The following is a 25,727-nucleotide window of genomic DNA, read 5'->3' as shown; positions in this document are numbered from 1 at the left end:
TTTTCGTAAGAGGGTATTTTTGATTAAATAAGTTCTAAAATATCTGTTTTAATTTCATCAGGAGTAACAGTTGGCGAATAACGGTGAAGTACATTACCCTCGGCATCCACCAAAAATTTAGTAAAGTTCCAAAGAATGGCATTGTCTTCTGTATTTTCTGACGGGCTTCGAATTTTACTCGCAAAATCTTGGGCATTTTTTCCTTCATCTTGTGGTTTTTCTTTTCTTAACCACTGGTATAAAGAACTAGCATTGGGACCATTGACGTCAATTTTAGCAAATCTAGAAAAAGAAGTTCCGTAATTCAATTGACAGAATTCATTAATTTCTTGGTCTGAACCAGGGGCTTGCTCCTTAAATTGATTACAAGGAAAGTCTAAAATTTCAAAACCATCTGCAGAAAATTGCTCATATAAATCTTCTAATCCTTCATATTGTTGAGTAAAACCACATTTGGTTGCAGTATTTACAATTAATAACACTTTACCCTTAAAGTCAGACAGTTGTTGATTCGTACCATTTTGTTTTTTGATTGAATAATCGTAGATTGATGGCATTTTGCTCCTCCTAAACAATAGAATTTTTCTTAATTAATTAAATGATACTTTAAGAAGTGAAGTTAAGCGAACCATACGCTTTATAATTAAAACTACTCACTTTATTTGACAGAAAAACGCTACTCAATTACTATTTTGATATCAGCATATCTGTTGATTGAAAAAGTGAGCGGGGGATAAAAAATGAATAAAAATCATTTAAAAACATTAAATAAAATTGCGGATGGTTTGCGACTGTCCTTGGATCAGTCAACGGGTACAATCTTTGGTACTCTGAGAGGTTATCAGTTTTGTTTAAACTCAGTGAATGATAGCTTAGTATTTACATTGAAGTTCTCATTGAAACAAAATGGGCAACATCCTGAAGCAGAATTATTGAAACAAGTGGTGAAAGAATCGAAAGCAATTACAAATTGTAATATTCAAGGCTACCAAGTTTTTTACAATGTAAAAACAGGAATGACTGCCAATAAGAGTATTGAAAAATTGGAAGAGGTATTGGATTTAGTTACACAATTTTTAGAAGATTATCGCTTTACAAACTGTTGTCAGGATTGTGGAACGGAAGAGAATATTGGCACGTACAATGTAGGAGGAATTCCAGTTATTTGCTGTGACGAGTGCTTTAAAGCATACTCAGACGCAATGTTTACTCATCAACAGGGTGAAGTTCAGAAAAAAGAAAATCTACCAGCTGGCATCGTTGGTGCGATTCTCGGATCTATAGTGGGGGTACTAGCAATTATTCTTATCGGACAACTAGGTTACGTTGCAGCTATTTCTGGTCTGATTTTATCCATTGCGACATTAAAAGGTTATGAAATGCTTGGAAAAAAAGTCAGTAATTTAGGAATGATTATTAGCTGTATGATTATGGTTGTAATGGTTTATGTAGGTGTTCGTTTAGACTGGTCAATTAGTTTAGCTAATTATTGGGGAGATATTGGCTATTTTGAAACTTTCCGTTATTTCACATTTTTCTTAGAAGAAGGATTTATTGAGAGCAATCAATTTTATATGGATTTAGGCTTAGTCTATCTCTTTACTGCAGTGGGCGCCATTCCAACTGTAATAACTTTTCTCCGTGATCGTAAGACACAAGCGGAGAGTTATAAAATGAACTAAGAATAAAAGTGTCCTTCTTTTTCAAGTGACCCCCGAAAGTTAGATTTTTTGTCTAACTTTTTGGGGTCGCTTCATTGATATTACACTCTTCCCTTTTTTTTTACCAAACATCAATTTCTTCGGCAATTTGTTGGTCCATGGATTCGGATTGTCCGATATTGCGATTAATAAAACCAGTTTTTTGACACCAAATTGCTTGAAGAATCATTGAGGGTTGTTCCTTAGCAATAGTTGAAACTTTTAATGGAGTATTTGGATTTAAGACTTGAAAATTCAAATCAGTCATTAGATAATTTTGATGTTCTTTTTTCCAAACAAAATATCCTTGATTTTACATAATAGATCTACTCCTTTAATAGAAAAAAATTGTTATTGTTGATCATAAGCTAGACTTGCCAAAATAACTTCATACTAAAGACTCAATTTCTAAATAATTGTTTAAGAATAAAAAATATTATTCCATCTTGTAAGATTTTTGAATAAAAAGTGTCTAATGAATAGGAGGTGAGGGATAGAGTGCCTGAATTAGAAGAAATTTATCAACGTTATTTTAAAGAAGTTTATTATTTTTTGTATCACTTGTCTCATGATAAACATCTTGCTGAGGACTTGACTTCGGAAACTTTTTTTAAGGTGATGAAATCATTAGATTCATTTAATGGTCAAAGTGAGATTAGGACGTGGCTGTTTCAAATTGCTAAAAATACCTATTTTTCTTATTTTCGAAAAAAACGAGTAATGGTAGATATTGATGAAATTCCTGAAAAAGCAAGTGGCATCAATATCGAAAAACACATTCTTTTAGACGAAAAAATAACTGAAATCTACCAAAAAATTTATCATCTTTCTGAACCTTATCAGGAAGTCTTTTGCTTAAGGATGTTTGCGGAATTAGATTTTAAAGCCATTGGTACTTTATTCGGTAAATCTGCTAATTGGGCGTGTGTGACCTTTTATCGTGCTAGGAAAAAGATTAAAGAGGAAATGGAGTGGAAAGAATGAAAGTAACTTGTGATGTGATAAGAGATTTATTGCCTTTGTATAAAGAGGATATGTTGAGTCAAGATTCTAAACAATTGATTGAAGAGCATCTAAAAAAATGTCCGGAATGTCAAATGGAGTTTCAAGATATATCGACTGAGATGAATGTTCCTATAGAAAACTCGATAACACCTTTAAGAAAAATTCAAAATCAATTGACTAAAAGATATACTCAGATAGCGGTTCTTTTTTCGCTGATTTCTTTAATTTTTTCTCTGGGACTGGTTGCATTTTTAACAACACCTAACTATTTACCTTATGAGACAGATTTAGTAACTATTCATGACAGAGATGGTGTCTTAGTAGAATTTAATCAATCCATTGCAGGATATGAAGTGACCAAACGATTATCTAACGAGGATTCAGGAGAAGTTTATACAATAATGGCTTGGCAAACAACTTGGAATGAACTATTTCCAACAGACAAAGTGAAAAATGTGGCGATTACTACAAGTGGAGAAAATATCCCACAAATATATTATATTCAAGGAGATTCTGGAGAAAATAGATTAATTTATGGTGAGAATCAAAATAAAAGTGGAGGCAGTTTTACTCTTCCAAGATTGTTCTTAGCTTATTATTTCTGGATTTCTGTCATAGTATCCTTGATTTCATGTATATTGTTCTTGCTAACAAAAAACAACTATTTAAAATATCTGCTGTTGATTTCAGTGAGTTATTTTCTTAGTCATTTATTAATCAAAGGTTGGGATATGTCAACCTTCAGTGCCTTTAGAGATTTATCAATGATTGTCTTAACTAGTTTTCCAATATTTGGATTATTGTTATTTCTTTCATATAAAAAAAATCACTCTTCCAGTAAATAGGAAGAGTGATTTTTTAAGTTTTTTCAATGAATAAACGAACGCCAAAAATAACCAAAATAAGTCCCGATATCTTATTAATAGCTTGTTGAACGGTACTTTTTTCCAAGTATTTTTTCAATTTAGTCAAGAAAATGACATAGACAGAATAGGTCATAAAAGTGACGGCTACATAAGTCAAACCTAGAAAAGCAAATGGCAACCAGCTTTGATTATTATGTTGAACAAATTGAGGCAAAAATGTCAGAAAAAATACGGCAACTTTAGGGTTTAAAACATTGGTCATTAAACCTTGTACAAAAACATTTTTTTGAGTTGTTTCTACTGAGGTTTTTTGTTCTACTTTTGAGAACAACGATTTTATTCCTAAATAAATTAGATATAAAGCACCAAGATATTTTAATCCCGTGTATAAAAAAGCAGATTTGATAATTAACGCGGATAAGCCAAATACAGCGAAACTTGTATGAAGCAATAAGGCTGTACTTGTTCCTAGGATTGTTTTGATGCCTGCAGATTTTCCAGCAGTCACTGCATTCTTAGTGATAATTACATAATCTGGTCCAGTAACTAAAACTAATAAAAAAACTAAAAGTAAGAATTGAGAAAAATTAACCATAATATGCCTCCTTTTTTAAAATTGTATAGAAGATTGATTTATTTTACAATAAAAATTTGTTTGATTTTCAGCAGTTATTCTTTGACCAATATTGACCAATCGAGTATAATTATGTTTGTAAGGAATAAATCCTTAATCAATCCATGGGAGGAATTAATATGAATATTGAAAAAATGACAACCACTTTGCAAAGCGCAATTGCGGAAGCACAACAAGTGGCCGTGACACGTCATCATCAAGAAATTGATATTGCTCATTTATGGAAAATCTTTTTACAACCAAATCATTTTGCAAGAAATTTTTATACAGATGCAGGATTGAATGTAGAAGCATTTGAATTAGAAGTTGATCGGGCTTTGGATGAATACCCAGCTATTGAGGGTGGGAATGTCCAATATGGTCAAACAATGAGCCAAAATTTATTTAGATTATTATCAGAAGCTGATAAAATTCGTGAACAATTTCAAGATGAATTTTTATCTACGGAAATTGTTTTGTTAGCTTTAATGGAATTAAAAAATTATCGTTTAACAAAATACTTAACAAATCAAGGAATCACTAAAAAGGAACTAAAACAAAACATTGAAGATATGAGAGGGGGAGAACGTGTGACCTCACAAAACCAAGAAGAACAATACGAAGCATTAGAAAAATATGGAGTTGATTTAGTTCAACAAGTAAAAAATGGTGATATGGATCCAATTATTGGACGTGACGAAGAAATTCGAGACGTCATTCGTATCTTATCTCGTAAAACTAAAAATAATCCCGTATTAATTGGTGAACCGGGTGTTGGTAAAACTGCTATCGTTGAAGGACTAGCTCAACGAATTGTGCGTAAAGATGTGCCAGAAAATCTAAAAGACAAAACAATCTTTTCTTTAGATATGGGTGCGTTGATTGCAGGAGCAAAATTTAGAGGAGAATTTGAAGAACGTCTAAAAGCTGTTTTACAAGAAGTCAAAAAATCTGATGGGCGAATTATTTTGTTTATTGATGAAATTCATAATATTGTAGGTACTGGTAAAACAGAAGGTAGTATGGATGCCGGTAACTTGTTGAAACCAATGTTGGCTCGTGGAGAGTTGCATACCATTGGAGCAACGACGTTAGATGAATATCGTCAATATATGGAAAAAGATAAAGCTTTAGAACGTCGCTTCCAAAAGGTTTTAGTTAAAGAACCTAATGTAGAAGACACGATCTCCATCTTACGTGGTCTAAAAGAACGTTTTGAAATTCATCATAGCGTGAATATTCATGACAATGCCTTAGTCGCAGCTGCGACACTTTCCGATCGTTACATTACGGATCGTTTTTTACCGGATAAAGCGATTGATTTAGTCGATGAAGCTTGTGCAACGATTCGTGTGGAAATGAATTCGATGCCAACTGAATTAGATCAAGTGACTCGTCGTTTGATGCAGTTAGAAATTGAAGAAGCTGCGTTGAAAAAAGAAACCGATGATGCTTCTAAAAAACGTTTGACCTCTTTACAAGAAGAACTAGCTGAGTTGCGAGAAGAAACCAATGCGATGAAAATGCAATGGGAAACAGAAAAAGAAGAAGTCAATGAAGTGTCTAACAAACGTGCCGAGATTGATCGGGCAAAACATGAATTAGAGGATGCCGAAAATAATTATGATTTAGAACGAGCTGCCGTACTTCGTCATGGAACAATTCCACAACTAGAAAAAGAATTACAAACTTTAGAAAGCAAAAATACCGGAGAACAGTTACGCATGGTTCAAGAATCGGTAACTGAAAATGAAATTGCCACGGTTGTCGGCCGCTTAACTGGAATTCCTGTGACCAAACTAGTTGAGGGTGAACGAGAAAAATTGATGAAACTTAATGAAACACTTCATCAAAGAGTTATCGGTCAAGAGGAAGCGGTGAATGCAGTCAGTGATGCAGTGATTCGTTCAAGAGCTGGCTTACAAGATCCAAATCGCCCACTAGGTTCTTTCTTATTCTTAGGGCCTACAGGTGTCGGTAAAACAGAACTAGCCAAAGCATTGGCTGAAAATCTATTTGATTCAGAAGATCATATGGTGCGAATTGATATGAGTGAATACATGGAGAAACATTCAGTGTCTCGTCTAGTCGGAGCTCCCCCAGGTTATGTAGGTTATGAAGAAGGGGGACAATTAACAGAAGCTGTTCGTCGTAATCCGTATACAATCATCTTGCTAGATGAAATTGAAAAAGCTCATGCAGATGTATTTAACATCCTTTTACAAGTTTTAGACGATGGTCGATTGACAGATTCCAAAGGACGAGTAGTGGATTTTAAAAATACAGTACTGATTATGACGAGTAATATTGGTTCTCAAGTGTTATTGGATGGTGTAACAGCAGATGGACAAATTCCTGAAGCTACCGAAGAACAAGTATTAAGTATTTTACGAGGACATTTTAAACCAGAATTTTTAAATAGAATTGATGATACCATTCTATTTACGCCTTTAAGCTTGGAAGATGTTAAAGGAATTGTAGACAAGATTATTGTTCAATTGTCTACCCGTTTAGTCGGTCAAGAAATTTACTTATCGATTGATGAGGAAGCAAAAGCTTGGATTGCTGAAAATTCTTATGAACCCGCGTATGGTGCGAGACCTTTACGTCGATTTATCACTAGAGAAGTAGAAACACCTTTAGCAAAAGAAATTGTTTCTGGCAGAGTGATGCCAAAAACAAAAGTAATGATTAGTTTATTGGATAATCAGTTAGTTTTTCAAAATGAACCGATTGAAGATGAATAAGACGATAGTAGATAATTTCACTAAGGAAATTTAAGTGTTAAAAAAAGCGTTACTTCAAAAAAGTCTATGGCAGATAACTGTCATAGGCTTTTTTTATTTCTAGAAATGAAGCATAGGAATAAATATAAGGAAAAAACAAATATAAAATCTCACATCACTGTGTCGATTTAAGACTATAAATGGAGCTAACTAGTTGTTGAGAGTTAGTTAAAAAGGGATCAATATATTTGATTTAAAAAAATAAATTTAGTAAAACATGAACTTTAACAAGCTTTTTTCTGTCCATTCAATCCTTTTTATTGAAAGCTAAGAATATGTCTCGTATAATCATTCTAGTTCAATGAACTAAAATTTCAATTTTTAGAAAATTTAAATATTTATGACTGTAAATTTAAATATATTAAAAGAAATTAGGTTCTACTCATACTTTCCCAGTCTCATTTACTAGGAACTTTAAACTAGTGAGATGGTATGCGTGGAGAGAATAGGACTCAAATTTTTGATTTTTAAAAATTTGAATACTCTAAATCGAAGTAGCACTAGGAACTCCAAACTAGTAGAATGGTATCCGCAATTTCAATCAAACTTAAATTTTATGTTGTAGAAAATTTAAATACATTTGGCTACCCATGGTGGTGCGGAAGTATTGAACTTAAATCAACTAGTAGGATCGATTGAAGTTGGCAAAAAAGCAGACCTAACTTTAGTAGAGACACAATCTGTCAATATGTTTCCAATTTTTGATCCATATTCAGCTTTGGTGTATTCATCTACTGCTAATAATGTTACAGATGTTTGGGTAAACGGTTGTCATTTAGTTGAAAATAAACAGTTAACAAAACAAAATCCAAAGCAATTAAGAGAAGAACTATTTGGTCATATGGACATCTTTATTGAAGAAGCAAACCGACGAAAAAATGACATTTAAAAAATTGATTTTTGAGACAAATAAAAATAACTTAATGAGATAGTAAAAATTTCTATCTCGTTAAGTTATTTTTTGTTAATTGCCTTGTTTAACAAGCCAACTTTTATTTAGGAAGTTTGGTAGGACTGTCTAACCAATTCGTAACAATTATTTTTAGAATAGCGGCAATAGGAACAGCTAAAAACATTCCTATAATTCCGAAGTAAGCTCCGCCAACTGAAATAGATATAATAATGATAATTGGATTTAGATTTAGAGCGCCACTCATAATTCTTGGACCAATAATATTCCCATCAATTTGTTGGAGGATAATTAAGGCAACCAATACAGTAACCGCGTGACTTAAACCGCCAGTAAAGAAACTAATAATGGCAGTTACGACAGAAGCAAAAATGGATCCAAAATAAGGAATCATATTACAAATACCTAATAAAATTCCCAAAGTAACAGAAAAACGTACATTCATTAAGGTTAAGATAATCGTCGCGGCAACACCTACAATACAAGCATCAATAAATTGAGAACTGATGAATTTATAAAAAATTGTATTAGTAGTAGAAATCCACCGACGAGAGTTTTCAAACAAATGCTCTGAGAAGATTTGTTTGAATGACTTCGCTACAAATTCTAAAATAGAATCTTTAAACAATAGTGTGTAGATGGAAATGATTAAAGATAAAAAGATGTTAACAACAAAAGAAGAAAGACTTATAGTCACTGCTCCAATTGAACTTAGTGCTTGGGTCCACTGTGTCAAAACCCTGTCTGGAGAGTAATCAGCAGTAAAGTTGGTTAAAAATTCTTCAATACGAAGAAACTCAATCACACCACTTTGTTCAAGATTTTCAACAATGTCCAGTAAATAATTATAAAATGTAGGTAACATTGAAATTAAATCAATGATATTGGCAATAATTAATGGAACCACATAGTTTAACGCAAGAAAAACCAAGTAAATTACCAACAGATAAAGAATTAATACACTAAATCCTCGACTTCTTTTTCGAAAGAAGGGTGGCGTGTATTTTTGAATAAGTTCTTCTATCTTTTTTTGTGCACCGTTCATAAGGTAGGCAATAATAAACCCAAGGATAAAAGGAGAGAGTACACCTAAAAAACTACGGAAACTATTAATAATGACTTCGTAATTGGAAATAAGCTTGTAACTCAAAATAATGGATATTACAAAAATAAAACGAGTTAACCAATAAGGCCAATCAACTTTGATATTTTTCAACTACTACACCTCAATAAAAAATTTTGTTACTAATTAATCATATCCGATAATGAGGGAAATAGAAACAATTATTTTAAGTTTACATAACTTACGGAGTGTAAACTATTACTTTTTTAACAAAATTTCTAGAACAAAATTCCGAGTGCTTTAGTGGGAGGTAAAACAGTCACGAACCTTTCAACAGAGCTTCTATATTTGTAAATAAATAGCATATTTTAACAAAAGAACGGTCTAGTTTTTTATTTTGAGTCTAAATCAGACCGTTTAAAAATGGAAATAACTTCAACATGTCGGATGTCTTCTAAGAAAATAAATTCATTTTCTAAATAGATACCATTTGCTTTATGTCCTTTTATATGACCAATCATATCTGGTAAATATCGGTCATCGATTTTCTGATTCAGTTGGATTCCTAGCTGATTATTTTTAACAATTGCTTCATTCGAAATAGATTGAATTTCTTCTTCCGAGAGTTGTTCTTTAGGGATGATGAAATTTCTTCTTTTTTTGAAGATAGTTGTGCAGTATGTTCGGATAAATAAAAACCTAGCCATTTTAATTTTTTTCGGTCTTGATAGGGACGTAGCGTACTCATACGATCCTCACTTCTTCCTATAGATAATAAGCTTGTAAATTTATCATTGCAGAGAGGTTCGAATGATGTAACACATTTCTTGGGTGCCATCTAATTGTGTATTTATTTTTTGTTCAAGTTGAACTCTATCAGGATGAAAAACTGCAAGAGTAGCTAAACCAAAGAGTTCCATTACTTGTTGATCAGAAACATCCATTTTCTGGATAGAACAAAAAGTTTCCTCACTGACTAGATTTTCTAAAAAAGAATTCAATTTTTCCATAATAATCACTCCATATTATTTTTTTCTATATATCTATAATACGAACATACGTTTGATTTGTAAAGCGAACAAAAAATTAAATATCTAAAATAGGGAATGTAGTGTACGCTGAAAAGTGATTCAATGGGGGAAAACTGGGGGAAGATAAAGAAAAAAGATCTAGCAATTTAGCTAGACCTCTAGGTATATCAACTATGCATCGTCGTCCATTTTCAAAACGGCCATGAAGGCGTCTTGAGGAACTTCAACTGAACCGATTTGTTTCATACGTTTTTTACCTTCTTTTTGTTTCTCTAACAACTTACGTTTACGAGAAACATCTCCACCGTAACATTTAGCTAAGACGTTTTTACGTAAAGCTTTAATATCTGAACGAGCTACAATTTTTTGACCAATCGCTGCTTGGACAGGTACTTCAAATTGTTGACGAGGGATTAATTTTTTCAGACGTTCGACGATGGCCTTTCCACGTTCGAAAGAGAAGGAGCGATGGACGATAAAACTTAGCGCGTCGACTTTTTCACCGTTTAACAGAATATCCATTTTCACTAAATTGCTTGTACGGTAGCCAGCCATCTCATAGTCAAGAGAGGCATAACCTTTGGTACTGGATTTTAACTTATCAAAGAAATCAAAGACAATTTCTGATAGTGGAATTTCGTAAACGACATTTACGCGAAACTCATCCAAATAATCCATCGTAACAAAGTCACCACGTTTACGCTGTGCTAATTCCATTACTGCTCCAACATACTCGTTAGGCACCATAATTTGTGCTTTTACATATGGTTCTTCTACATTGGTAATCGTTACTGGATCAGGAAATTCAGCTGGATTATCTACAACCACTAATGAACCATCAGTTTTATTTACATGATAAATTACGGATGGGGCAGTGGTGATTAATTCTAAATTAAATTCACGCTCTAAACGTTCTTGAATAACATCCATGTGTAGGAGTCCTAAAAATCCACAACGGAAACCAAATCCTAAAGCTTGAGAAGTTTCTGGCTCAAATTGTAAGGCAGCATCGTTCAATTGTAATTTTTCTAGTGCTTCTCGCAAATCATTGTAACGAGAAGTGTCGATTGGATAAAGACCACAATAAACCATCGGATTCATTTGGCGATAACCTTCTAAGGCTTCTTCAGCTGGATTATTAGCTAGAGTGATAGTATCACCAACTCGTGTATCTTGAACAGTTTTGATTGCAGCGGTAACGTAACCAACATCACCAACCATTAAATAATCACGTTGAATAGCTTTTGGAGAGAACACACCGACTTCCGTTACATCAAAGGTTTTCCCATTGCTCATTAATTTGATTTTATCGCCAGGCCGTACAACACCGTCCATCACACGAATATTTAAAACAACCCCACGGTAAGCATCGTAAACTGAGTCAAAAATCAAGGCTTTTAAAGGGGCATCTAAATTGCCTTGAGGTTCAGGAACCAATTCAACGACTTGTTCTAGAATATCTTCAATTCCGATTCCAGCTTTTGCACTGGCTAAAACAGCTTCACTAGCGTCAATTCCAATGACATCTTCAATTTCTGTACGGACACGTTCTGGATCAGCAGCAGGTAAGTCAATTTTATTGATGACTGGAATGATTTCTAAGTCATTGTCTAACGCAAGATAAACGTTTGCTAAGGTTTGAGCTTCAATCCCTTGTGCTGCATCGACTACTAAAACAGCGCCCTCACAAGCAGCTAAGCTTCGAGAAACTTCATAAGTGAAATCGACATGTCCAGGAGTGTCAATCAAGTGGAAAATATAAGTTTCGCCATCTTTTGCCTTGTAGTTTAATTCAACAGCGTTTAACTTGATAGTGATACCACGTTCTCTTTCAAGATCCATGGAATCTAGTAATTGAGCTTGCATCTCACGAGAAGTTACCGTATTTGTTTGTTCTAAAATTCGGTCAGCCAATGTCGACTTTCCGTGGTCAATATGTGCGATAATGGAAAAGTTACGAATCTTTTCCTGACGCTTTTTCATCTCTTCTAAATTGTGCATGGATATATTCCTCATTTCTTTTAATCAACTTTTATATTATACCAACGAAATCAATAGAATTAAAGAGTTTTGTCACACCTAAAATCAACAAAATCATTTTGTTTTTGCTATACTAGAGAAAATGAGAGTAGAAGATCACTCTTACTTGTTGTGAAATATGAAATAATGCATAACATTCGAGAAAAAAACAGGAATGAGGTCAAATAATGGAAAAGACTTTCCATCAAAATTTAGTAATTCGATCGGTTGAAGAGGAGGATGTCAATCAATTTAATGAACTACTCAGTTACGTTTTTCAAGTGACCGAATCAGATATTGAAGAAAGTGGTTTTGAAAATAAACGAGAGATGATTAAATCGAAAAAACCAATTTTAGAGCTTGCAAAAGTCTTTGGTTGGTTTAATAAAGATCAGTTAATCTCTCAAATTGCCATTTATCCTTGTGAAGTGAATATTCATGGAGCTTTATATAAAATGGGTGGAGTGACAGGTGTTGGAACATATCCTGAATATGCAGGTCATGGTTTGATGAGTCAATTGATTCGCGTAGCCTTACAAAATATGCGAGACAATCATCAATGGATTTCTTACTTATATCCGTATAGTATTCCGTATTATCGTCGAAAAGGTTGGGAAATCATGTCGGATAAATTAACCTTTAAAATTAGAGATACCCAATTACCAAAAAATGTTGAGGTAGCTGGTATGGTAGAGAGGCGAGATGTAGATGATGAGGATGTTTATAAAGTCTACAATCAATTTGCTAAAGAAAACCATGGTGCTTTGCAACGTTCACAGTTTAATTGGGAAGAATATTGGCGTTACGAAAATGAGGAGGAACGAACAGCCGCTATCTATTATGATCAAAATGGGGAAGCTAAAGGAGTTCTTTTTTATTGGATAGCCGAAGAAGTATTCCATATTAAAGAAATGTTTTACTTGAATCAAGAAGCAAGAAATGGCTTGTGGAATTTTATTTCTGCACATTTTTCTATGGTGTATTGGATACAAGGAAATATTTATAAGAATGAATCCTTAGCTTTTTTATTGGAAGATAGCCAAATTAAAGAGACGATTGAACCATATTTTATGGCTCGAATTGTGGATATAGAAAAATTTTTAAAAGACTTTCCGTTTAAACCTTTCCATCAAGCTTTTCATTTTGTAGTAGAAGACCCGATAGCTGAATGGAATACAGGAATTTTTGGTTTAAATTGGATAGATGATCAATTGGAGATAACCAGAGAAGCTGTAGGTAATCCAGTCTATTTAGATATTCAAACATTAACTTGTCTATTGATGAATTATCGTCGCGCGGCTTATCTAGCACGAATTGAGCGAATGAAAACAGATGAAGAGACATTACGTATCTTAGAGCGTATCATTCCTGATATGGCTGCTTACTTTAGTGATGACTTTTAAAAAACTATTTATTTGGAGGTTCAAAAAATGAACATTTATTTTGCAGCACCAATGTTTGCTAAGAGTGATTTAATTTATAATGCTTATTTAGTCAATCAAATTCGAGAACGTTATCCAGAAGTAGCTATTTATTTACCTCAGGAAAATGAAGCGATTAACGATAAAACAGCTTATGCTGATAGCCAAATGATTGCGTTAGCAGATACGGAGAAGGTCTTAGAGAGTCAACTAATGATTGCTTTGTTAGATGGAGTGAGTATTGATGCTGGGGTAGCTTCAGAGATTGGTGTGGCGTATGCTAAAAATATTCCAGTATTAGGCTTATACACGGATACTCGACAACAAGGAGCAACAAATACTAAAAAAATTCGAGCTTTGCAAGAGATAGGAGAAAATCAATTTCATTATTTAAATTTGTACACGGTGGGATTAATTAAGTTAAATGGTGCTATTTTTTCTGAAGAAGAAGAGTTGTTTGAAAATATTGGCCAATACCTATTTGAAGAGGAATTGTGATTGTCACTTAAATAAAGAGGAACTGACGGAAAGTCAGTTCCTCTTTATAATTAAACGATTTTTTATCTAGGTTGTTGATCAAATCTTTGTTGTTCTAAGAAAGCTTGGCGTACTTCGGCATCTTCACCTAATAAAGGATCATTTTCAATGACGGCTTTATCATTGGTATCTTCAACTACTTGATTAGGAGATTCATCAAGATTAAATTCTTTTTCCATATCGTCGATTTTACCAAAGGGATTACTTTCTTTACGTTCTTTTGCCAATTTTTTTAGCTTATCATCAGAAATCGTCATCATGTATTCCTCCTTTTCTTTATAATTTAATGGTAGCAAAAATTTTTAAAAATAACAAATGAAAGGGGTTACTAAGATTGGTTTCTAATTAAAATATTTTTTCTTTTTTAAATAACTCCATGTAAAAATAGTCAAAATGACTAAGAGAACCATAACTATGATAAATCCAGAAGTTGATTTTTCCCAAGGAAGACCGCCAGTATTCATTCCCCAAATTCCTGCAATGACTGTCGGAATAGTCAATACTAAGGCTGCGGATTCTAAAAATTTCATCAAATGATTGAGATTATTGTCAATCATACTTGCAAATAAACTACCTAAAGTATCAATCAATGCGTGGTAGACTGTAATTAACTTCAATGCTTGCTTCTGGTGTAGTTTGACATCAAAAATTAATCCGGAATGATTCACTTTTTTTAAAAACTCTTCATCTTCCCAGAGTGTATCCAGTGTTTGGTTTTGATCGGTAATCGTATGATTAATAAAGATGACTTCTCTATCAACATCAGCTAAACGAAACAGCTCTTCACTATCTGTATTTTTTCTTGCTGAATTGTCTAAAGTATCAATTTCTTTTTTTATATCATGTAATTCCGCAATAAAATGGCGATAAATTGTTAGTAACATATTCATAATAATTTGTTCAAATGAATAGTAGTTTAACTCTGTATCCATAATTTTTTCAACAATTGACTGATTTTTGCCAACATAAAGAATAAAAATTTCTTCAGAAAGAATGATTGACAAAGGAGAGATCCGTTCTTCAACAGTTCCATCTTTGTTGGTTATATCAAATAAAACCAGAGAAATAGGATTTTCTAATTTAGTATCTTTTAGATATTCAATCCTTGAAACTTCTCCAGCACTTTCAGAAGTAACAAATACATCTTCTGGTAAGTGGTATTTTTTTGTCATTTTTGATAGTTCTTCTCGAGAGGCATGATCAATAATGATCCAGTTGTATTTTGATTCGGAAGCCTTTTGTAAACCTTGTTCAACGTCTATCTGAAAATAGTCTAACATTGTTTTACCTCCTAATTTGCTCTTTACTGTAGCATATCATATAGTTTAAAAAATTATGGAAGATATCCCTTCAAATATCAAATTAGTTTTAAAATATTCATTTTTATACTACAATTAATAGTATAGAAAGAAAGGAGTGTAACATTGTATGCAAAAACCTGAATTGAAAGACCCTAGAAAGTTGTATCACACTGGTAAATTTGACAAACAAGATCAGAACACCCCTGCTTTACAAGAAGAAATGACACCAAAACCTGACTGCGGTGAAGAGAGCTATGTTGGAAGCAACAAGTTAAAAAATCGTCGTGTGTTAATCACAGGAGGAGATTCTGGAATAGGACGCGCTGTAGCTATAGCTTATGCTAGAGAAGGTGCCGATGTTGCTTTGCAATTTTTCCCTGGAGAAGAGAAGGATGCAGAAGAAGTAGCAGAATATATCAAAGAAGCTGGTGGAAAAGCCCTGCTGTTGCCTTATGATTTAAGAAATGATGATGTTTCTAAAGAAATGGTACAAAAAACGCTAGATGCTTTTGGTGGGATTGATACTTTAGTGTTAAATGCAGCCCAACAAATTGCTCATCCATCAATTGGAGAATTACCGATTGAACAAGTAAAAGATACGTTTATGGTTAATATTATTTCAATGTTTGCTTTAGTCAAAGAAGCTGAACCGTATCTACCGGCTGGAGGCGCAATTTTAACAACAACATCTGTTCAAGCAACAAATCCGAGTGATCACTTATTAGATTATGCTGCAACAAATGCAGCAATCAGTAATTTTACAGTGAATCTGGCAAAACAATTTGCTGAAAAAGGAATTCGTGTGAATGGTGTAGCTCCAGGACCAATCTGGACACCTCTGCAATTAGATGGAGGACAGATTCCAGAAAACTTACCAGAATTTGGACAAGAAACATTACTAGAACGCGCTGGACAACCAGTTGAATTGGCGCCAGTATATGTATTTTTAGCTTCTAATGAGGCTAGTTATGTCACTGCACAAATTTATGGTGTGACTGGTGGAGAAGCTATTAATCTTTAATTCTAAGTCAAGAAGTTATTTTTTAGTATGCTTTTCATTTAGAAAAAAATCTGCTATATTGAAAGAAATTTGAAAAGGACGCTTCTAATGAATAAAAATTTCTTTCATGTAAAAAAAATTACCACTTATGAAATAGCTTATTTAGCTTTAACGATTGCAGCTTGTGTTGTTGGACGTACCTTGTTCCAGTTTATTCCAAACGTCCAACCTATGACAGCTATTTTCTTGATTATTACTTATCAGCTTGGGATTAGTCGGGGGTTGCTCGTAAATGTCCTGTCTCTGATTATTACTAATCTTTATATGGGAATGGGAATTTGGACGGTCTCACAAATCCTTGCTTTTTCGCTGGTAGTTTTAATCATGGGGTTGCTATGTAGTTTTGAATGTTTTAGAAAAACGTTCATATTACAAGTGATATATAGTGTCATTGCCGGTTTTTTATATGGTTTTATGATGGCTAGTATCGATGTAAAACTTTATGGAATGCCGAATTTTTGGGCATATTATGGAGCTGGACTCTATTTTGATTTTTTACATGCAATCGGAAATGGTGGTTTTTATTTGATATTAGCACCGATATTTAAAGAAATGTTTCATAAAATAAATAAACAGAAGGTCTGAGTTTTCAGGCCTTCTGTTTTGCTTCATTTAATATATCGATGGTTTCTCGAAGTTCAAGGAGAACCTCTTCATCCGTTTCAGTAATGAGCATCTCTTTAAATTTCTCTAGGTATTGATCGGGGTTTCTTCTCGTTAATTGCCCAAGTGACCAAACAGCGGTTCCACGAATAACTGGTCGTTGATCGTCTAAACATTTTTCAATTTGAGGTAAAGATTCACGCCCACCTAAATTTGTTAAAGCAATAATTGCATTTCTCTGTAAAGGTTTTTTTCCGCGCCAAGATCCAGCTAGATGCCCAAATTGACGTTTAAATTCTTTATTGGAAACAGACAACATTGGCGTAAGTTTAGGGAAAACTTCATCTGCTTTAGGTTCCATTTCTGGATGGAAGTGGAAGTCTTTTCCTTTATTATAAGGACAAACTAATTGGCAAATATCGCAACCGTAAATGATATTTCGGATTTTTTTGCGGTATTCTTTTGGCATCATGCCTTTGGTTTGTGTCTGATAGGAGAGACATTTTTTGGCATTCATCCGACCATCTCCCAATAAAGCACCTGTTGGACAACCAGTAATACAACGCGTACAGTCCCCACAACCATTTGGAACAGCTTCATCGGGTTCGAATTGGATGTTTGTAATAATTTCTCCCAAATAAACAAAGGAACCATACTCTTCAGTAATTAATAAGCCATTTTTCCCAATAAATCCTAAACCTGCTCTTTGGGCAACCGCAACGTCCACTAATTCACCAGTATCTACTTGCGGGGCAAACCGCCAGTCAGCCATTTCTTGCTCATTACTCGCTTCCATACGGATAAAGTCGATTAAACGATTTAATCGATCTTGCAAAATATGATGATAATCAGTTCCCCAAGAGGCTCGAGCAAATTGCCCACGTTTCTCATCTCGGGGAACTTCTTCATGAATTTTAGTAGGATAGGCAAGGGCAATCGCGATAACACTTTGAGGGTCTTCAAAAGTTTTTTCAAGATAAATTCGTTCATCAATATTTTGATGTTCAAAACCAGAAGTGTGTCCAGCTTCCCTTTGTTCAATTAAAGAGTCTTTTAAATGTTCGAAAGGTTCAGCCGTTGTAAAGCCTATTTTATCAATCCCTAAATTTTTACTTTCAGCAATAATTTTTTCTTTTAATGTTTGCAAAATGAACACTCCTATACATATAGTTCGATAACCTACAGTATTTTCTGTTATCACTATATCATATTTTAATCCCTGAAGTTAAAGAAACTGCTGCTAATTTATATCTAGGGTGAAACAAATTATTTCAAAGAAAATAATAATATTAGCTGTTAAACGACTACTTAAAGTTTTAGATAAAATATTTTTTTAGAATTTCTTTTTTGAACTATAATTGACAAAATTTTCTAAAAACAAGCAAATCTAGGTAGTTTATTTTCTCGAAAAATGATAAACTAATGAAAATATATCCATAGAAGGAGAGTACTATATGTCTTTATTATATAAAAGCACTAGAGATTCTGAAAATATCGTATCAGCCTCAAAAGCCATTTTACAAGGATTAGCAAATGATGGAGGCTTATATGTTCCAACAGAACTACCCAATTTAACATTAAATTTTGAAGAATTAGCAAATCAGAGTTATCAAGAAATTGCTCTAATTATTATGGGTGCTTTTTACCCAGATTTTACTGAGGAAGAATTACGTTACTGTATTGAATCAGCGTATAATCAAAAATTTGATGATGAGAAAATTGCACCTGTTGTCAAAAAAGGGGATGCCTACTATTTAGAATTGTTCCACGGTTCTACAATTGCTTTTAAAGATATGGCACTTTCTATTTTACCTTATTTAATGACGACTGCTGCTAAGAAAAATGGAGTTGATTCAGAAATTGTTATCTTAACTGCTACATCAGGGGATACTGGGAAAGCTGCGATGGCTGGTTTTGCAGATGTTCCTGGCACAAAAATCATCGTTTTTTATCCTAAAGATGGTGTAAGTAAAATTCAAGAAAAACAAATGGTGACTCAAAAAGGTGACAATACTTATGTTGTAGCGATTGATGGGAACTTTGATGATGCTCAATCAACAGTCAAAGCCTTATTTAATGACCAAGAATTAAAACAAAAGCTAGCAGAGAAGGACAAACAATTTTCTTCAGCTAACTCTATTAATATTGGACGTTTAATTCCTCAAGTTGTTTATTATGTTTATGCTTATGCTCAATTAGTTAAAGCAGGGGAAATCAAAAATGGTGAAAAAATTGATGTTTCAGTTCCTACAGGAAACTTTGGGAATATTTTAGCTGGTTATTATGCAAAACAATTAGGAGTGCCATTTAATCAATTGATTTGTGCTTCTAATCCTAATAAAGTGTTAACAGATTTCTTTAGCACGGGTGTATATGACCGCAATCGTCCATTTTTTGTTACTTCTTCACCTTCAATGGATATTTTGATTTCAAGCAATTTGGAACGTTTAATTTTCCATCTAACCGGAGACGATGTGGCACAAACCAAAGCCTTGATGGAAGAGTTAACTTCTGAAGGAAAATATGAGATTACTGAAGAAATGAAAGGCAAGCTAGTTGGATTTATTGGAGATTATGCAACAGAAGAAGAGACAAAAGCGGCAATTGCCAAAGTATTTAAAGAATCAAACTACGTTATGGATCCTCATACTGCAGTAGCAGCGAGCGTTTTGTTCCAGCATCAAACTGCTGAAACACCTGCTTTGGTAGTGTCAACAGCGAGTCCTTATAAATTCCCACAAGTCGTAGTAGAAGCATTAACAGATACTAAAACCACTAAAGATGATTTTGAATTAGTTAAAGAATTAAATGAATTATCTAAAATAGCCATTCCTAAAGCAGTTACCGAATTAGATGAAGCACCGATTCGACATGATAGAGTAATTGCAGCTGATAAAATGAAAGACTGTGTAGAAGAAATTCTAGATATTTAACCAGAATAAAATAGACTTTGCATAAAGCATTTAACACTAAAATATCCGAACAATAGAAGATTGATTCTCGTCGCAATTTTGCTTCGAATGGAGAATTTCATTCTATTTGTTCGGATATTTTGTATTTTTACTTATAACAAAGTCTATTTTATGGGGAAGTAGGGACAGTCAATAAAGTTTCAACAGCTTTTAGGTAATAATTGACACTATAGACTAAGGCGTCATCATCAATCAGAAAAGCAGGGTGGTGCAAAGGAATACCTGTACCTGTACCGATAGAGGCAAAAAAGCTAGGCACTTTTTCTTGGTAAAAAGCAAAATCCTCGCCACCTAAATTACTAGGTAATTGAATCAAGTCTTCGGCAATCTCATCAAAAGCATGTGATAAAGAAGTAAACAATTCTGGATCATTATTTACAGGTCCAGGACCTGTAATCCATTCAATTTCAGCTGTTTGCTGATAAATATCTGTCAAATTATAAATAGTTTTCTTAAATTGTTGAATAATTTTTTTCCGAATAGCATCATCAAAAGTACGAATCGTTCCTTCGAAAAGATAGCAATCTGGTAAAACATTCCAAGTATTCCCCGCTTCGACATGGGTTATTGATAATACCGCCTGTTCACTAGCAGCTATATGCCGAGGAATAATTGCTTGCAAATTACTAATAATTTGTGAGCCAGTCACGATAGGATCATTCCCTTGGTCAGGATGAGCAGCATGACTTCCCACACCTTGGATTTTTACTTGGAATCGATCGACACTTGCCATTTGTTTTGATTGACGAAAGCCAATCGTTCCTAGAGGCAGATTAGGCGCATTATGAAAACCTACTAGAGCATCCCATTTGCTAAAATCAACGGCTTCGATTACTTTTTTTGCTCCTTGAAAAATTTCTTCCGCTGGTTGGAAAACCAGACGAACTTTTCCAGGGAGATTTTTTTCTTGTTTTTTCAGCAAGACGGCAGCTCCTAAAAGAGAAGCAGTATGAAAATCATGTCCACAAGCGTGCATGACTCCATCGTTGACAGAAGAAAAAGGAAGGTCTGTCACTTCTTGAATAGGTAAAGCATCAATATCCGCTCGCAAACCAATAATTTTTCCTTCTTGCTCACCAATTTCGGCAATTAATCCTGTTTCTAAATTATTTTCAAGAATAGTTATCCCATGCTCACTTAGATACTGCCGAATAAAAGCAGTTGTTTGATGTTCATATTCTGATAGTTCAGGATGTTGATGTAAGAATTGTCTAATCTTTGCCAATTCTTGAAAAAATTCTTGTTCCGTATACATAAACACACCTCATGGTAGGAAATTATTTTTGTAGCTCTGCTGGAATAAACCAGTAATCATTTTTGTTTTCACCGGCTAAGAATGTTGCAAATTCTTCTGATTCGTAGGCTGCTACAACAGCTTTAGCCCAGTCTGTCTTTTCATTTTTTTCGTCTACTGTTGCTACTAATTCATATTGTTTTAAAATATCTTCGCTTAATAAGCTATCTTCAGCGGGTATCTCTGCACTATAGACAATGCTTCCGGGAATGACACCAAAGTCAATATCTTGTAAACTACGAGGGATTTGTGCAGAATCAAGTTCTTCAATACTAAGATTCAAAGGATTCTCGACAATATTACTTGAAGTAGCCACAATTGGTTCAACATTTTCATCTAGTTTAATCCAGCCAGCTTTTTCTAAAAGCAGTAATGCTCTTGCAGTGTTGGATGGATCAATTGGGATAGCGACAGTATCACCTTCAGCAATCTCAGCTATATCAGTTTTACGACCGCCAAAAATTCCGGCTGGAACGGTGGGGATTGGCGTGATTCCGACTAAATGAGCATCTGAATTTTCATTGAAATTTTCTAAATAAGCAGTATGTTGATCAACATTTAAGTCAATATCGCCGTCATTTAAAGCCACATCGGCTTGTAATAAAGCATCAAAAGTGACTTCCGTAATTGTGTAACCTTGGGATTCTAAAATTGGTTTGATTCCATCTAAAAATAATTCGCTGTATGGACCAGGGGATGTACCTAAACGAATTTCTTGATTTACTGATTCAGAAGTGTTTCCACATGCTGATAAAACGAATAACCCTAATATTCCTGTAACTAATTGATATTTTTTCATTGTTTATTCCTCCTAGCTTCTAATAATGTATTAAAATTTTAAAAAACAAAATTTTGGTTCGATTGAAACGCCGTATACCATTCCACTAGCCTGAAGTTCCTAATAAGTGGAACTGGCATCCTAGTTTCTAATAATGTATTAAGCTACTTCGCTTTATAGAAATTAAATTTTTCAAAAGCAAAAATTTAAAACTTATTTTCTCCACGCATACCATTCCGCTAGCTTGGAGCTCCTAGTAAGCGGAACTGGCATCCTTATAATAAAAAAATCCCTAAATGACTTTTGTCATCTAAGGATGTATAAACTTATACACGGTACCACCTTTATTTAGGTTCATTTCACAACTAACCACTCATCAAGTAAATTTACTTGTACCTGATAACGGGGGCAGCCGTCTACAGCTTATCATTGTGACTCACTGTAACCACTCAAAAGCCATTTTCTCTTCTTATTAAACCTCTCTTTTCAGCTAGGGTGAGAGTCTCTGTTAGATTAATTCAGAAGTTACTTTCTTTCTCATTGCATGTCGTTTATTTTATTTGAGTGAATCATAGCAAAGGGAAAAATTAGTGTCAATCAAAGGAAGAAACAAGTAACTGTTTTTTTACGGATGATAGAAAAAGCTTATCATTAAAAAAAGACCGTCAAAATAAGACGGTCTAGAGTTTTATATTGGATTAATGAACTAGTAATTAGTTTCACATATAATCTTTTAATCAGTGATAATTAACTGTCTTAATTCTTTTTTCATAGAATCAGAAACATTTAAATTATTCTTCAAATAGTTGTTGATTCCGCCAAATTCTGCATCGACGGTTTGATAGAAGGTATCTAAAAATTCGCTATCCACAGTCAAAGCAATTTGCAAAGCTTCTAACATGCCGCCAGCAGCACCATTTTCTTTATCAGACTGAATAATTTCTTGGTTTTCTTGTACTCTAAGTTTATTGGTTAGCAAATAATCTTGATAGATTGTCTCTTTAGGTATTTCCAAAATTTCTAATAACAAAGCGTATGAAATACCAGTACGGTCTTTTCCAGCAAAGCAATGAAATAAAAAGCTATTATTTTGTTCAGTGGAAGCTGCTGCTTCAAGGAACTTTGAAAAACCTTTTTGTGCAGATGGATTGATGGTCATTGTTCGATAAATATCATTCATATATTCTTTTGAGCGTTTTGCTGATCCAATAGTTATAAAATCTTCTAAACCGGCACCCTCATCATTAATATCTTCGAAAATGTCAATATGGAGATACTCTGTTTGGCCAACTACTTTATCAGGTCGTTTGCTGACTTCATCGTTGGAACGTAAATCAATAATTTTTCTAATTGGAACTTGTCAATAAGTACGTGTTGATCTTCCAATGAAATGTGTGTGTGTTCGCCTGAGCGAAGGATTTTTTTGGTTTGATTTTTTGACCATGAATTGTTGATAAATCACGTAAATCTCTAAAATTCGTAATAGTTTCCATTCGTATCTCTCAATTTCTATAATGTTTAATCTTAGATTAGTTTATCATAGATTAGAGAATAGTGAAAAATGTCTTTGAGGATTTGATTAAAAAAAGTTATTATAGAGAGGAGAGGAAAGCATCATTATAATTAGAACTAAGGAGTGGATAGCATGGTACAAAAATTTCCAGAAAACTTCCTATGGGGTGGATCGACAGCTGCTAACCAATATGAGGGAGCTTTTGATCAAGATGGTAAGGGCTTATCCGTACAAGATGTTACACCAAAAGGTGGCTTCGGTCCAATTACAGATGAACCTACTGAAGATAACTTAAAATTAGTAGGAATAGATTTTTATAATCGCTACAAAGAAGATATTAAATTATTTGCCGAAATGGGCTTTAAAGTTTATCGAACTTCAATTGCTTGGACACGTATTTTTCCAAAAGGAGATGAAAGTGAGCCGAATGAAGCAGGTTTAGCTTTTTACGATAACGTCTTTGATGAGTGCTTAAAATATGGAATCGAGCCATTAGTAACTATTTCCCACTATGAAACACCACTACATCTTTCTCGTGAATACGATGGTTGGGCAAATCGTAAATTAATTGATTTCTATGAAAATTATGTGCGTACAATTTTTAACCGTTATAAGGATAAAGTAAAATACTGGCTGACTTTTAATGAAATTAATTCAGTATTACATGCGCCATTTATGAGTGGGGGAATTTCAACACCTCCAGAAGAACTTTCTAAAAAAGATTTATATCAAGCAATTCATCATGAGCTAGTCGCTAGTTCACTAGCAACAAAAATTGCTCGTGAAATAAATCCAGAATTCCAAGTTGGTTGTATGGTTTTAGCAATGCCAACTTATCCGATGACGCCTAATCCAGATGATGTTGTGGCGAAATTAGAAGCAGAGCGCCAAAACTATCTGTTTTCTGATATTCATGTTCGTGGAAAATATCCAAAATATATAAAAAAATATTTTGCTGACAACGATATTGAAATCAATTTTGCTGAAGGGGACGAAGAATTACTAGCCAACTATACAGTGGATTTCATTTCATTTAGTTACTATATGAGTACGACTGCTACAGCAACTCCAGAAAAATATGAACGAGGACGCGGAAACATTTTAGGTGGTTTCCCTAATCCGCATTTAGAAGCTTCTGAATGGGGCTGGCAAATTGATCCAAAAGGTTTATATGTTGTCTTAAATGAGTTTTATGACCGTTATCAAATTCCATTGTTTATTGTAGAAAATGGATTAGGTGCAAAAGATGTCTTAGTTGAAGGGGAAGACGGTGAAAAAACAGTCAATGATGATTATCGCATTGATTATATGAACGATCATTTAGTGTATGTCGGTAAAGCCATTGAAGATGGCGTGGAAGTGATGGGTTACACTTCTTGGGGCTGTATTGACTTAGTCAGTGCGTCGACTGCTCAAATGTCTAAACGTTATGGTTTTATCTATGTTGACCGTAACGACGATGGTTCAGGAACTTTAGATCGTTATAAAAAGAAAAGCTTTGATTGGTACAAAGAAGTAATTGCTACCAATGGTGAAAGCTTAACTGAAAAAGAAAAAGCATAAGACACAAAAAATTATCTATCAGTTTATCGGATAGATAATTTTTTTAAACTAAGGAAAGAGGAACATATGGAGAAACGACAAGTCGGTATTTTATTATTTAACGAAGTGGAAGTTTTAGATTTTGCAAGACCTTTTGAAGTTTTTTCTTTAGCAAGAGATTTTAATCAAGAAGCTTTGTTTCAAGTGCATACTATTACAGAAAATGGCCAAATGATTAGAGCGAGAAATGGTTTGAAGGTCTTACCAGATTACAATTTTTCAAATTGCCCCCAGTTAGATATTTTACTTGTTCCAGGAGGCTACGGGGCTGAAGAGATCGAAATTTATAACGAATCTCTACTCTCTTGGATTACTGAGGAGGCTCAACAAGTCGAGATTTTGGCATCAGTGTGTACGGGAGCGTTATTGTTAGCTCAAGCGGGTTTTTTAAAGGGGAAAAAAGCCACGACACATTGGATGGATCTTGAAAAATTAGCGAATTTCCCTGAAGTAGACGTACAAAAAGAAACAAAATACGTCGAAGATGGGAAAGTTATTACTTCAGGTGGGATTTCGGCAGGAATTGATATGTCCTTTTACCTTGTAGCAAAACTCTATGGAGTAGAAACTGCTTTGGCAACAGCCAAAAGAATGGAATATGACATATCTCTAAACATATGACAGAACAAAGACTAGCAATTATGCTATGATTT

The 25,727-nt window shown here is 33.9% G+C and carries 25 protein-coding genes and 1 other annotated feature; of the genes, 12 read left to right on the top strand and 13 right to left on the bottom strand.

What is annotated here, in order from left to right:
* Nucleotides 1-23: 23 nt before the first annotated feature.
* Complete coding sequence (locus AC4BBX_RS02645) at nt 24-557, bottom strand: glutathione peroxidase (protein WP_490454924.1); 534 nt, start codon at nt 555-557, stop codon at nt 24-26.
* A 183-nt stretch (nt 558-740) separates the two neighbouring features.
* Between AC4BBX_RS02645 and AC4BBX_RS02640 the strand changes: the two genes are divergently transcribed.
* Nucleotides 741-1,682, top strand: a complete 942-nt coding sequence (locus AC4BBX_RS02640; RefSeq protein WP_490454923.1) for a hypothetical protein — start codon at nt 741-743, stop codon at nt 1,680-1,682.
* Between the two features lie 100 nt (nt 1,683-1,782).
* Here AC4BBX_RS02640 and AC4BBX_RS02635 read toward each other — a convergent pair whose 3' ends face one another.
* Entirely contained in the window at nt 1,783-1,968 is a 186-nt protein-coding gene (locus AC4BBX_RS02635) for a hypothetical protein (protein WP_490454922.1), read from the bottom strand.
* A gap of 230 nt (nt 1,969-2,198) precedes the next feature.
* On the opposite strand from AC4BBX_RS02635, the gene AC4BBX_RS02630 reads away from it, so the two are divergent.
* Complete coding sequence (locus tag AC4BBX_RS02630) at nt 2,199-2,684, top strand: RNA polymerase sigma factor (RefSeq protein ID WP_490454921.1); 486 nt, start codon at nt 2,199-2,201, stop codon at nt 2,682-2,684.
* Nucleotides 2,681-3,550 carry a zf-HC2 domain-containing protein gene (locus tag AC4BBX_RS02625; RefSeq protein WP_490454920.1) on the top strand — a complete coding sequence of 290 codons (870 nt, stop codon included), beginning with the start codon at nt 2,681-2,683 and terminating at the stop codon, nt 3,548-3,550. Before AC4BBX_RS02630 ends, AC4BBX_RS02625 begins: the two co-directional genes overlap by 4 nt.
* Nucleotides 3,551-3,563: 13 nt before the next feature.
* Here AC4BBX_RS02625 and AC4BBX_RS02620 read toward each other — a convergent pair whose 3' ends face one another.
* A complete protein-coding gene (locus tag AC4BBX_RS02620) occupies nt 3,564-4,166 on the bottom strand; it encodes a LysE family translocator (protein ID WP_490454919.1) in 603 nt (200 codons plus the stop codon).
* A 158-nt stretch (nt 4,167-4,324) separates the two neighbouring features.
* Between AC4BBX_RS02620 and clpB the strand changes: the two genes are divergently transcribed.
* Together clpB and AC4BBX_RS02610 are read left to right on the top strand one after the other, a co-directional pair.
* Nucleotides 4,325-6,931, top strand: a complete 2,607-nt coding sequence (gene clpB / locus AC4BBX_RS02615; protein ID WP_490454918.1) for an ATP-dependent chaperone ClpB — start codon at nt 4,325-4,327, stop codon at nt 6,929-6,931.
* Between the two features lie 646 nt (nt 6,932-7,577).
* Complete coding sequence (locus tag AC4BBX_RS02610; RefSeq protein WP_490454917.1) at nt 7,578-7,859, top strand: amidohydrolase family protein; 282 nt, start codon at nt 7,578-7,580, stop codon at nt 7,857-7,859.
* Nucleotides 7,860-7,962: 103 nt separating this feature from the next.
* Here AC4BBX_RS02610 and AC4BBX_RS02605 read toward each other — a convergent pair whose 3' ends face one another.
* The 4 genes from AC4BBX_RS02605 to lepA all read right to left on the bottom strand — a co-directional run bounded on the left by AC4BBX_RS02605 (nt 7,963) and on the right by lepA (nt 11,975).
* On the bottom strand, nt 7,963-9,096 hold the full coding sequence (locus AC4BBX_RS02605; protein WP_490454916.1) for an AI-2E family transporter: 1,134 nt from the start codon (nt 9,094-9,096) through the stop codon (nt 7,963-7,965).
* Between the two features lie 239 nt (nt 9,097-9,335).
* On the bottom strand, nt 9,336-9,650 hold the full coding sequence (locus AC4BBX_RS02600; RefSeq protein WP_490454915.1) for a hypothetical protein: 315 nt from the start codon (nt 9,648-9,650) through the stop codon (nt 9,336-9,338).
* Nucleotides 9,651-9,734: 84 nt separating this feature from the next.
* Entirely contained in the window at nt 9,735-9,953 is a 219-nt protein-coding gene (locus tag AC4BBX_RS02595; protein WP_490454914.1) for a hypothetical protein, read from the bottom strand.
* Between the two features lie 192 nt (nt 9,954-10,145).
* Nucleotides 10,146-11,975 carry a translation elongation factor 4 gene (gene lepA / locus AC4BBX_RS02590; RefSeq protein ID WP_490454913.1) on the bottom strand — a complete coding sequence of 610 codons (1,830 nt, stop codon included), beginning with the start codon at nt 11,973-11,975 and terminating at the stop codon, nt 10,146-10,148.
* Between the two features lie 206 nt (nt 11,976-12,181).
* Here lepA and AC4BBX_RS02585 point away from each other — a divergent pair, with 206 nt between their 5' ends.
* Complete coding sequence (locus AC4BBX_RS02585; RefSeq protein WP_490454912.1) at nt 12,182-13,396, top strand: GNAT family N-acetyltransferase; 1,215 nt, start codon at nt 12,182-12,184, stop codon at nt 13,394-13,396.
* Nucleotides 13,397-13,423: 27 nt separating this feature from the next.
* Entirely contained in the window at nt 13,424-13,912 is a 489-nt protein-coding gene (locus AC4BBX_RS02580; protein WP_490454911.1) for a nucleoside 2-deoxyribosyltransferase, read from the top strand.
* A 62-nt stretch (nt 13,913-13,974) separates the two neighbouring features.
* On the opposite strand, the gene AC4BBX_RS02575 is transcribed toward AC4BBX_RS02580, so the two are convergent.
* Together AC4BBX_RS02575 and AC4BBX_RS02570 are read right to left on the bottom strand one after the other, a co-directional pair.
* The gene (locus AC4BBX_RS02575) at nt 13,975-14,211 is read right to left on the bottom strand and encodes a hypothetical protein (protein ID WP_490454910.1); all 237 of its coding nucleotides are present in this window, start codon (nt 14,209-14,211) and stop codon (nt 13,975-13,977) included.
* Nucleotides 14,212-14,292: 81 nt separating this feature from the next.
* On the bottom strand, nt 14,293-15,231 hold the full coding sequence (locus AC4BBX_RS02570) for a magnesium transporter CorA family protein (protein WP_490454909.1): 939 nt from the start codon (nt 15,229-15,231) through the stop codon (nt 14,293-14,295).
* A 148-nt stretch (nt 15,232-15,379) separates the two neighbouring features.
* On the opposite strand from AC4BBX_RS02570, the gene AC4BBX_RS02565 reads away from it, so the two are divergent.
* The gene (locus AC4BBX_RS02565) at nt 15,380-16,273 is read left to right on the top strand and encodes an SDR family oxidoreductase (protein ID WP_490454908.1); all 894 of its coding nucleotides are present in this window, start codon (nt 15,380-15,382) and stop codon (nt 16,271-16,273) included.
* Nucleotides 16,274-16,360: 87 nt separating this feature from the next.
* A complete protein-coding gene (locus AC4BBX_RS02560) occupies nt 16,361-16,897 on the top strand; it encodes an ECF transporter S component (RefSeq protein WP_490454907.1) in 537 nt (178 codons plus the stop codon).
* 4 nt (nt 16,898-16,901) lie between these two features.
* Here AC4BBX_RS02560 and queG read toward each other — a convergent pair whose 3' ends face one another.
* Nucleotides 16,902-18,062 carry a tRNA epoxyqueuosine(34) reductase QueG gene (gene queG / locus AC4BBX_RS02555; RefSeq protein ID WP_490454906.1) on the bottom strand — a complete coding sequence of 387 codons (1,161 nt, stop codon included), beginning with the start codon at nt 18,060-18,062 and terminating at the stop codon, nt 16,902-16,904.
* A 307-nt stretch (nt 18,063-18,369) separates the two neighbouring features.
* Here queG and thrC point away from each other — a divergent pair, with 307 nt between their 5' ends.
* Complete coding sequence (thrC, locus tag AC4BBX_RS02550; RefSeq protein ID WP_490454905.1) at nt 18,370-19,848, top strand: threonine synthase; 1,479 nt, start codon at nt 18,370-18,372, stop codon at nt 19,846-19,848.
* Nucleotides 19,849-19,996: 148 nt separating this feature from the next.
* On the opposite strand, the gene AC4BBX_RS02545 is transcribed toward thrC, so the two are convergent.
* The 3 genes from AC4BBX_RS02545 to AC4BBX_RS02535 all read right to left on the bottom strand — a co-directional run bounded on the left by AC4BBX_RS02545 (nt 19,997) and on the right by AC4BBX_RS02535 (nt 23,298).
* Complete coding sequence (locus AC4BBX_RS02545; RefSeq protein ID WP_490454904.1) at nt 19,997-21,142, bottom strand: amidohydrolase; 1,146 nt, start codon at nt 21,140-21,142, stop codon at nt 19,997-19,999.
* A gap of 22 nt (nt 21,143-21,164) precedes the next feature.
* Nucleotides 21,165-21,980 carry a MetQ/NlpA family ABC transporter substrate-binding protein gene (locus AC4BBX_RS02540; protein WP_490454903.1) on the bottom strand — a complete coding sequence of 272 codons (816 nt, stop codon included), beginning with the start codon at nt 21,978-21,980 and terminating at the stop codon, nt 21,165-21,167.
* Nucleotides 21,981-22,268: 288 nt separating this feature from the next.
* Nucleotides 22,269-22,509: a binding site (T-box leader), on the bottom strand.
* Between the two features lie 183 nt (nt 22,510-22,692).
* Nucleotides 22,693-23,298, bottom strand: a complete 606-nt coding sequence (locus tag AC4BBX_RS02535; RefSeq protein ID WP_490455746.1) for a tyrosine-protein phosphatase — start codon at nt 23,296-23,298, stop codon at nt 22,693-22,695.
* 306 nt (nt 23,299-23,604) lie between these two features.
* Here AC4BBX_RS02535 and AC4BBX_RS02530 point away from each other — a divergent pair, with 306 nt between their 5' ends.
* Nucleotides 23,605-25,035 (top strand): glycoside hydrolase family 1 protein, encoded by a 1,431-nt coding sequence (locus AC4BBX_RS02530; RefSeq protein WP_490454902.1) that lies wholly within the window; start codon nt 23,605-23,607, stop codon nt 25,033-25,035.
* A 66-nt stretch (nt 25,036-25,101) separates the two neighbouring features.
* The gene (locus AC4BBX_RS02525) at nt 25,102-25,695 is read left to right on the top strand and encodes a DJ-1/PfpI family protein (RefSeq protein ID WP_490454901.1); all 594 of its coding nucleotides are present in this window, start codon (nt 25,102-25,104) and stop codon (nt 25,693-25,695) included.
* The last annotated feature ends 32 nt before the right edge of the window (nt 25,696-25,727 follow it).

The sequence above is a fragment of the Enterococcus sp. AMC1157 genome, from assembly GCF_058216555.1.
The sequence above is the reverse complement of the archived record's forward strand: the minus strand, read 5'-3'. Positions and strand labels throughout refer to the sequence as shown.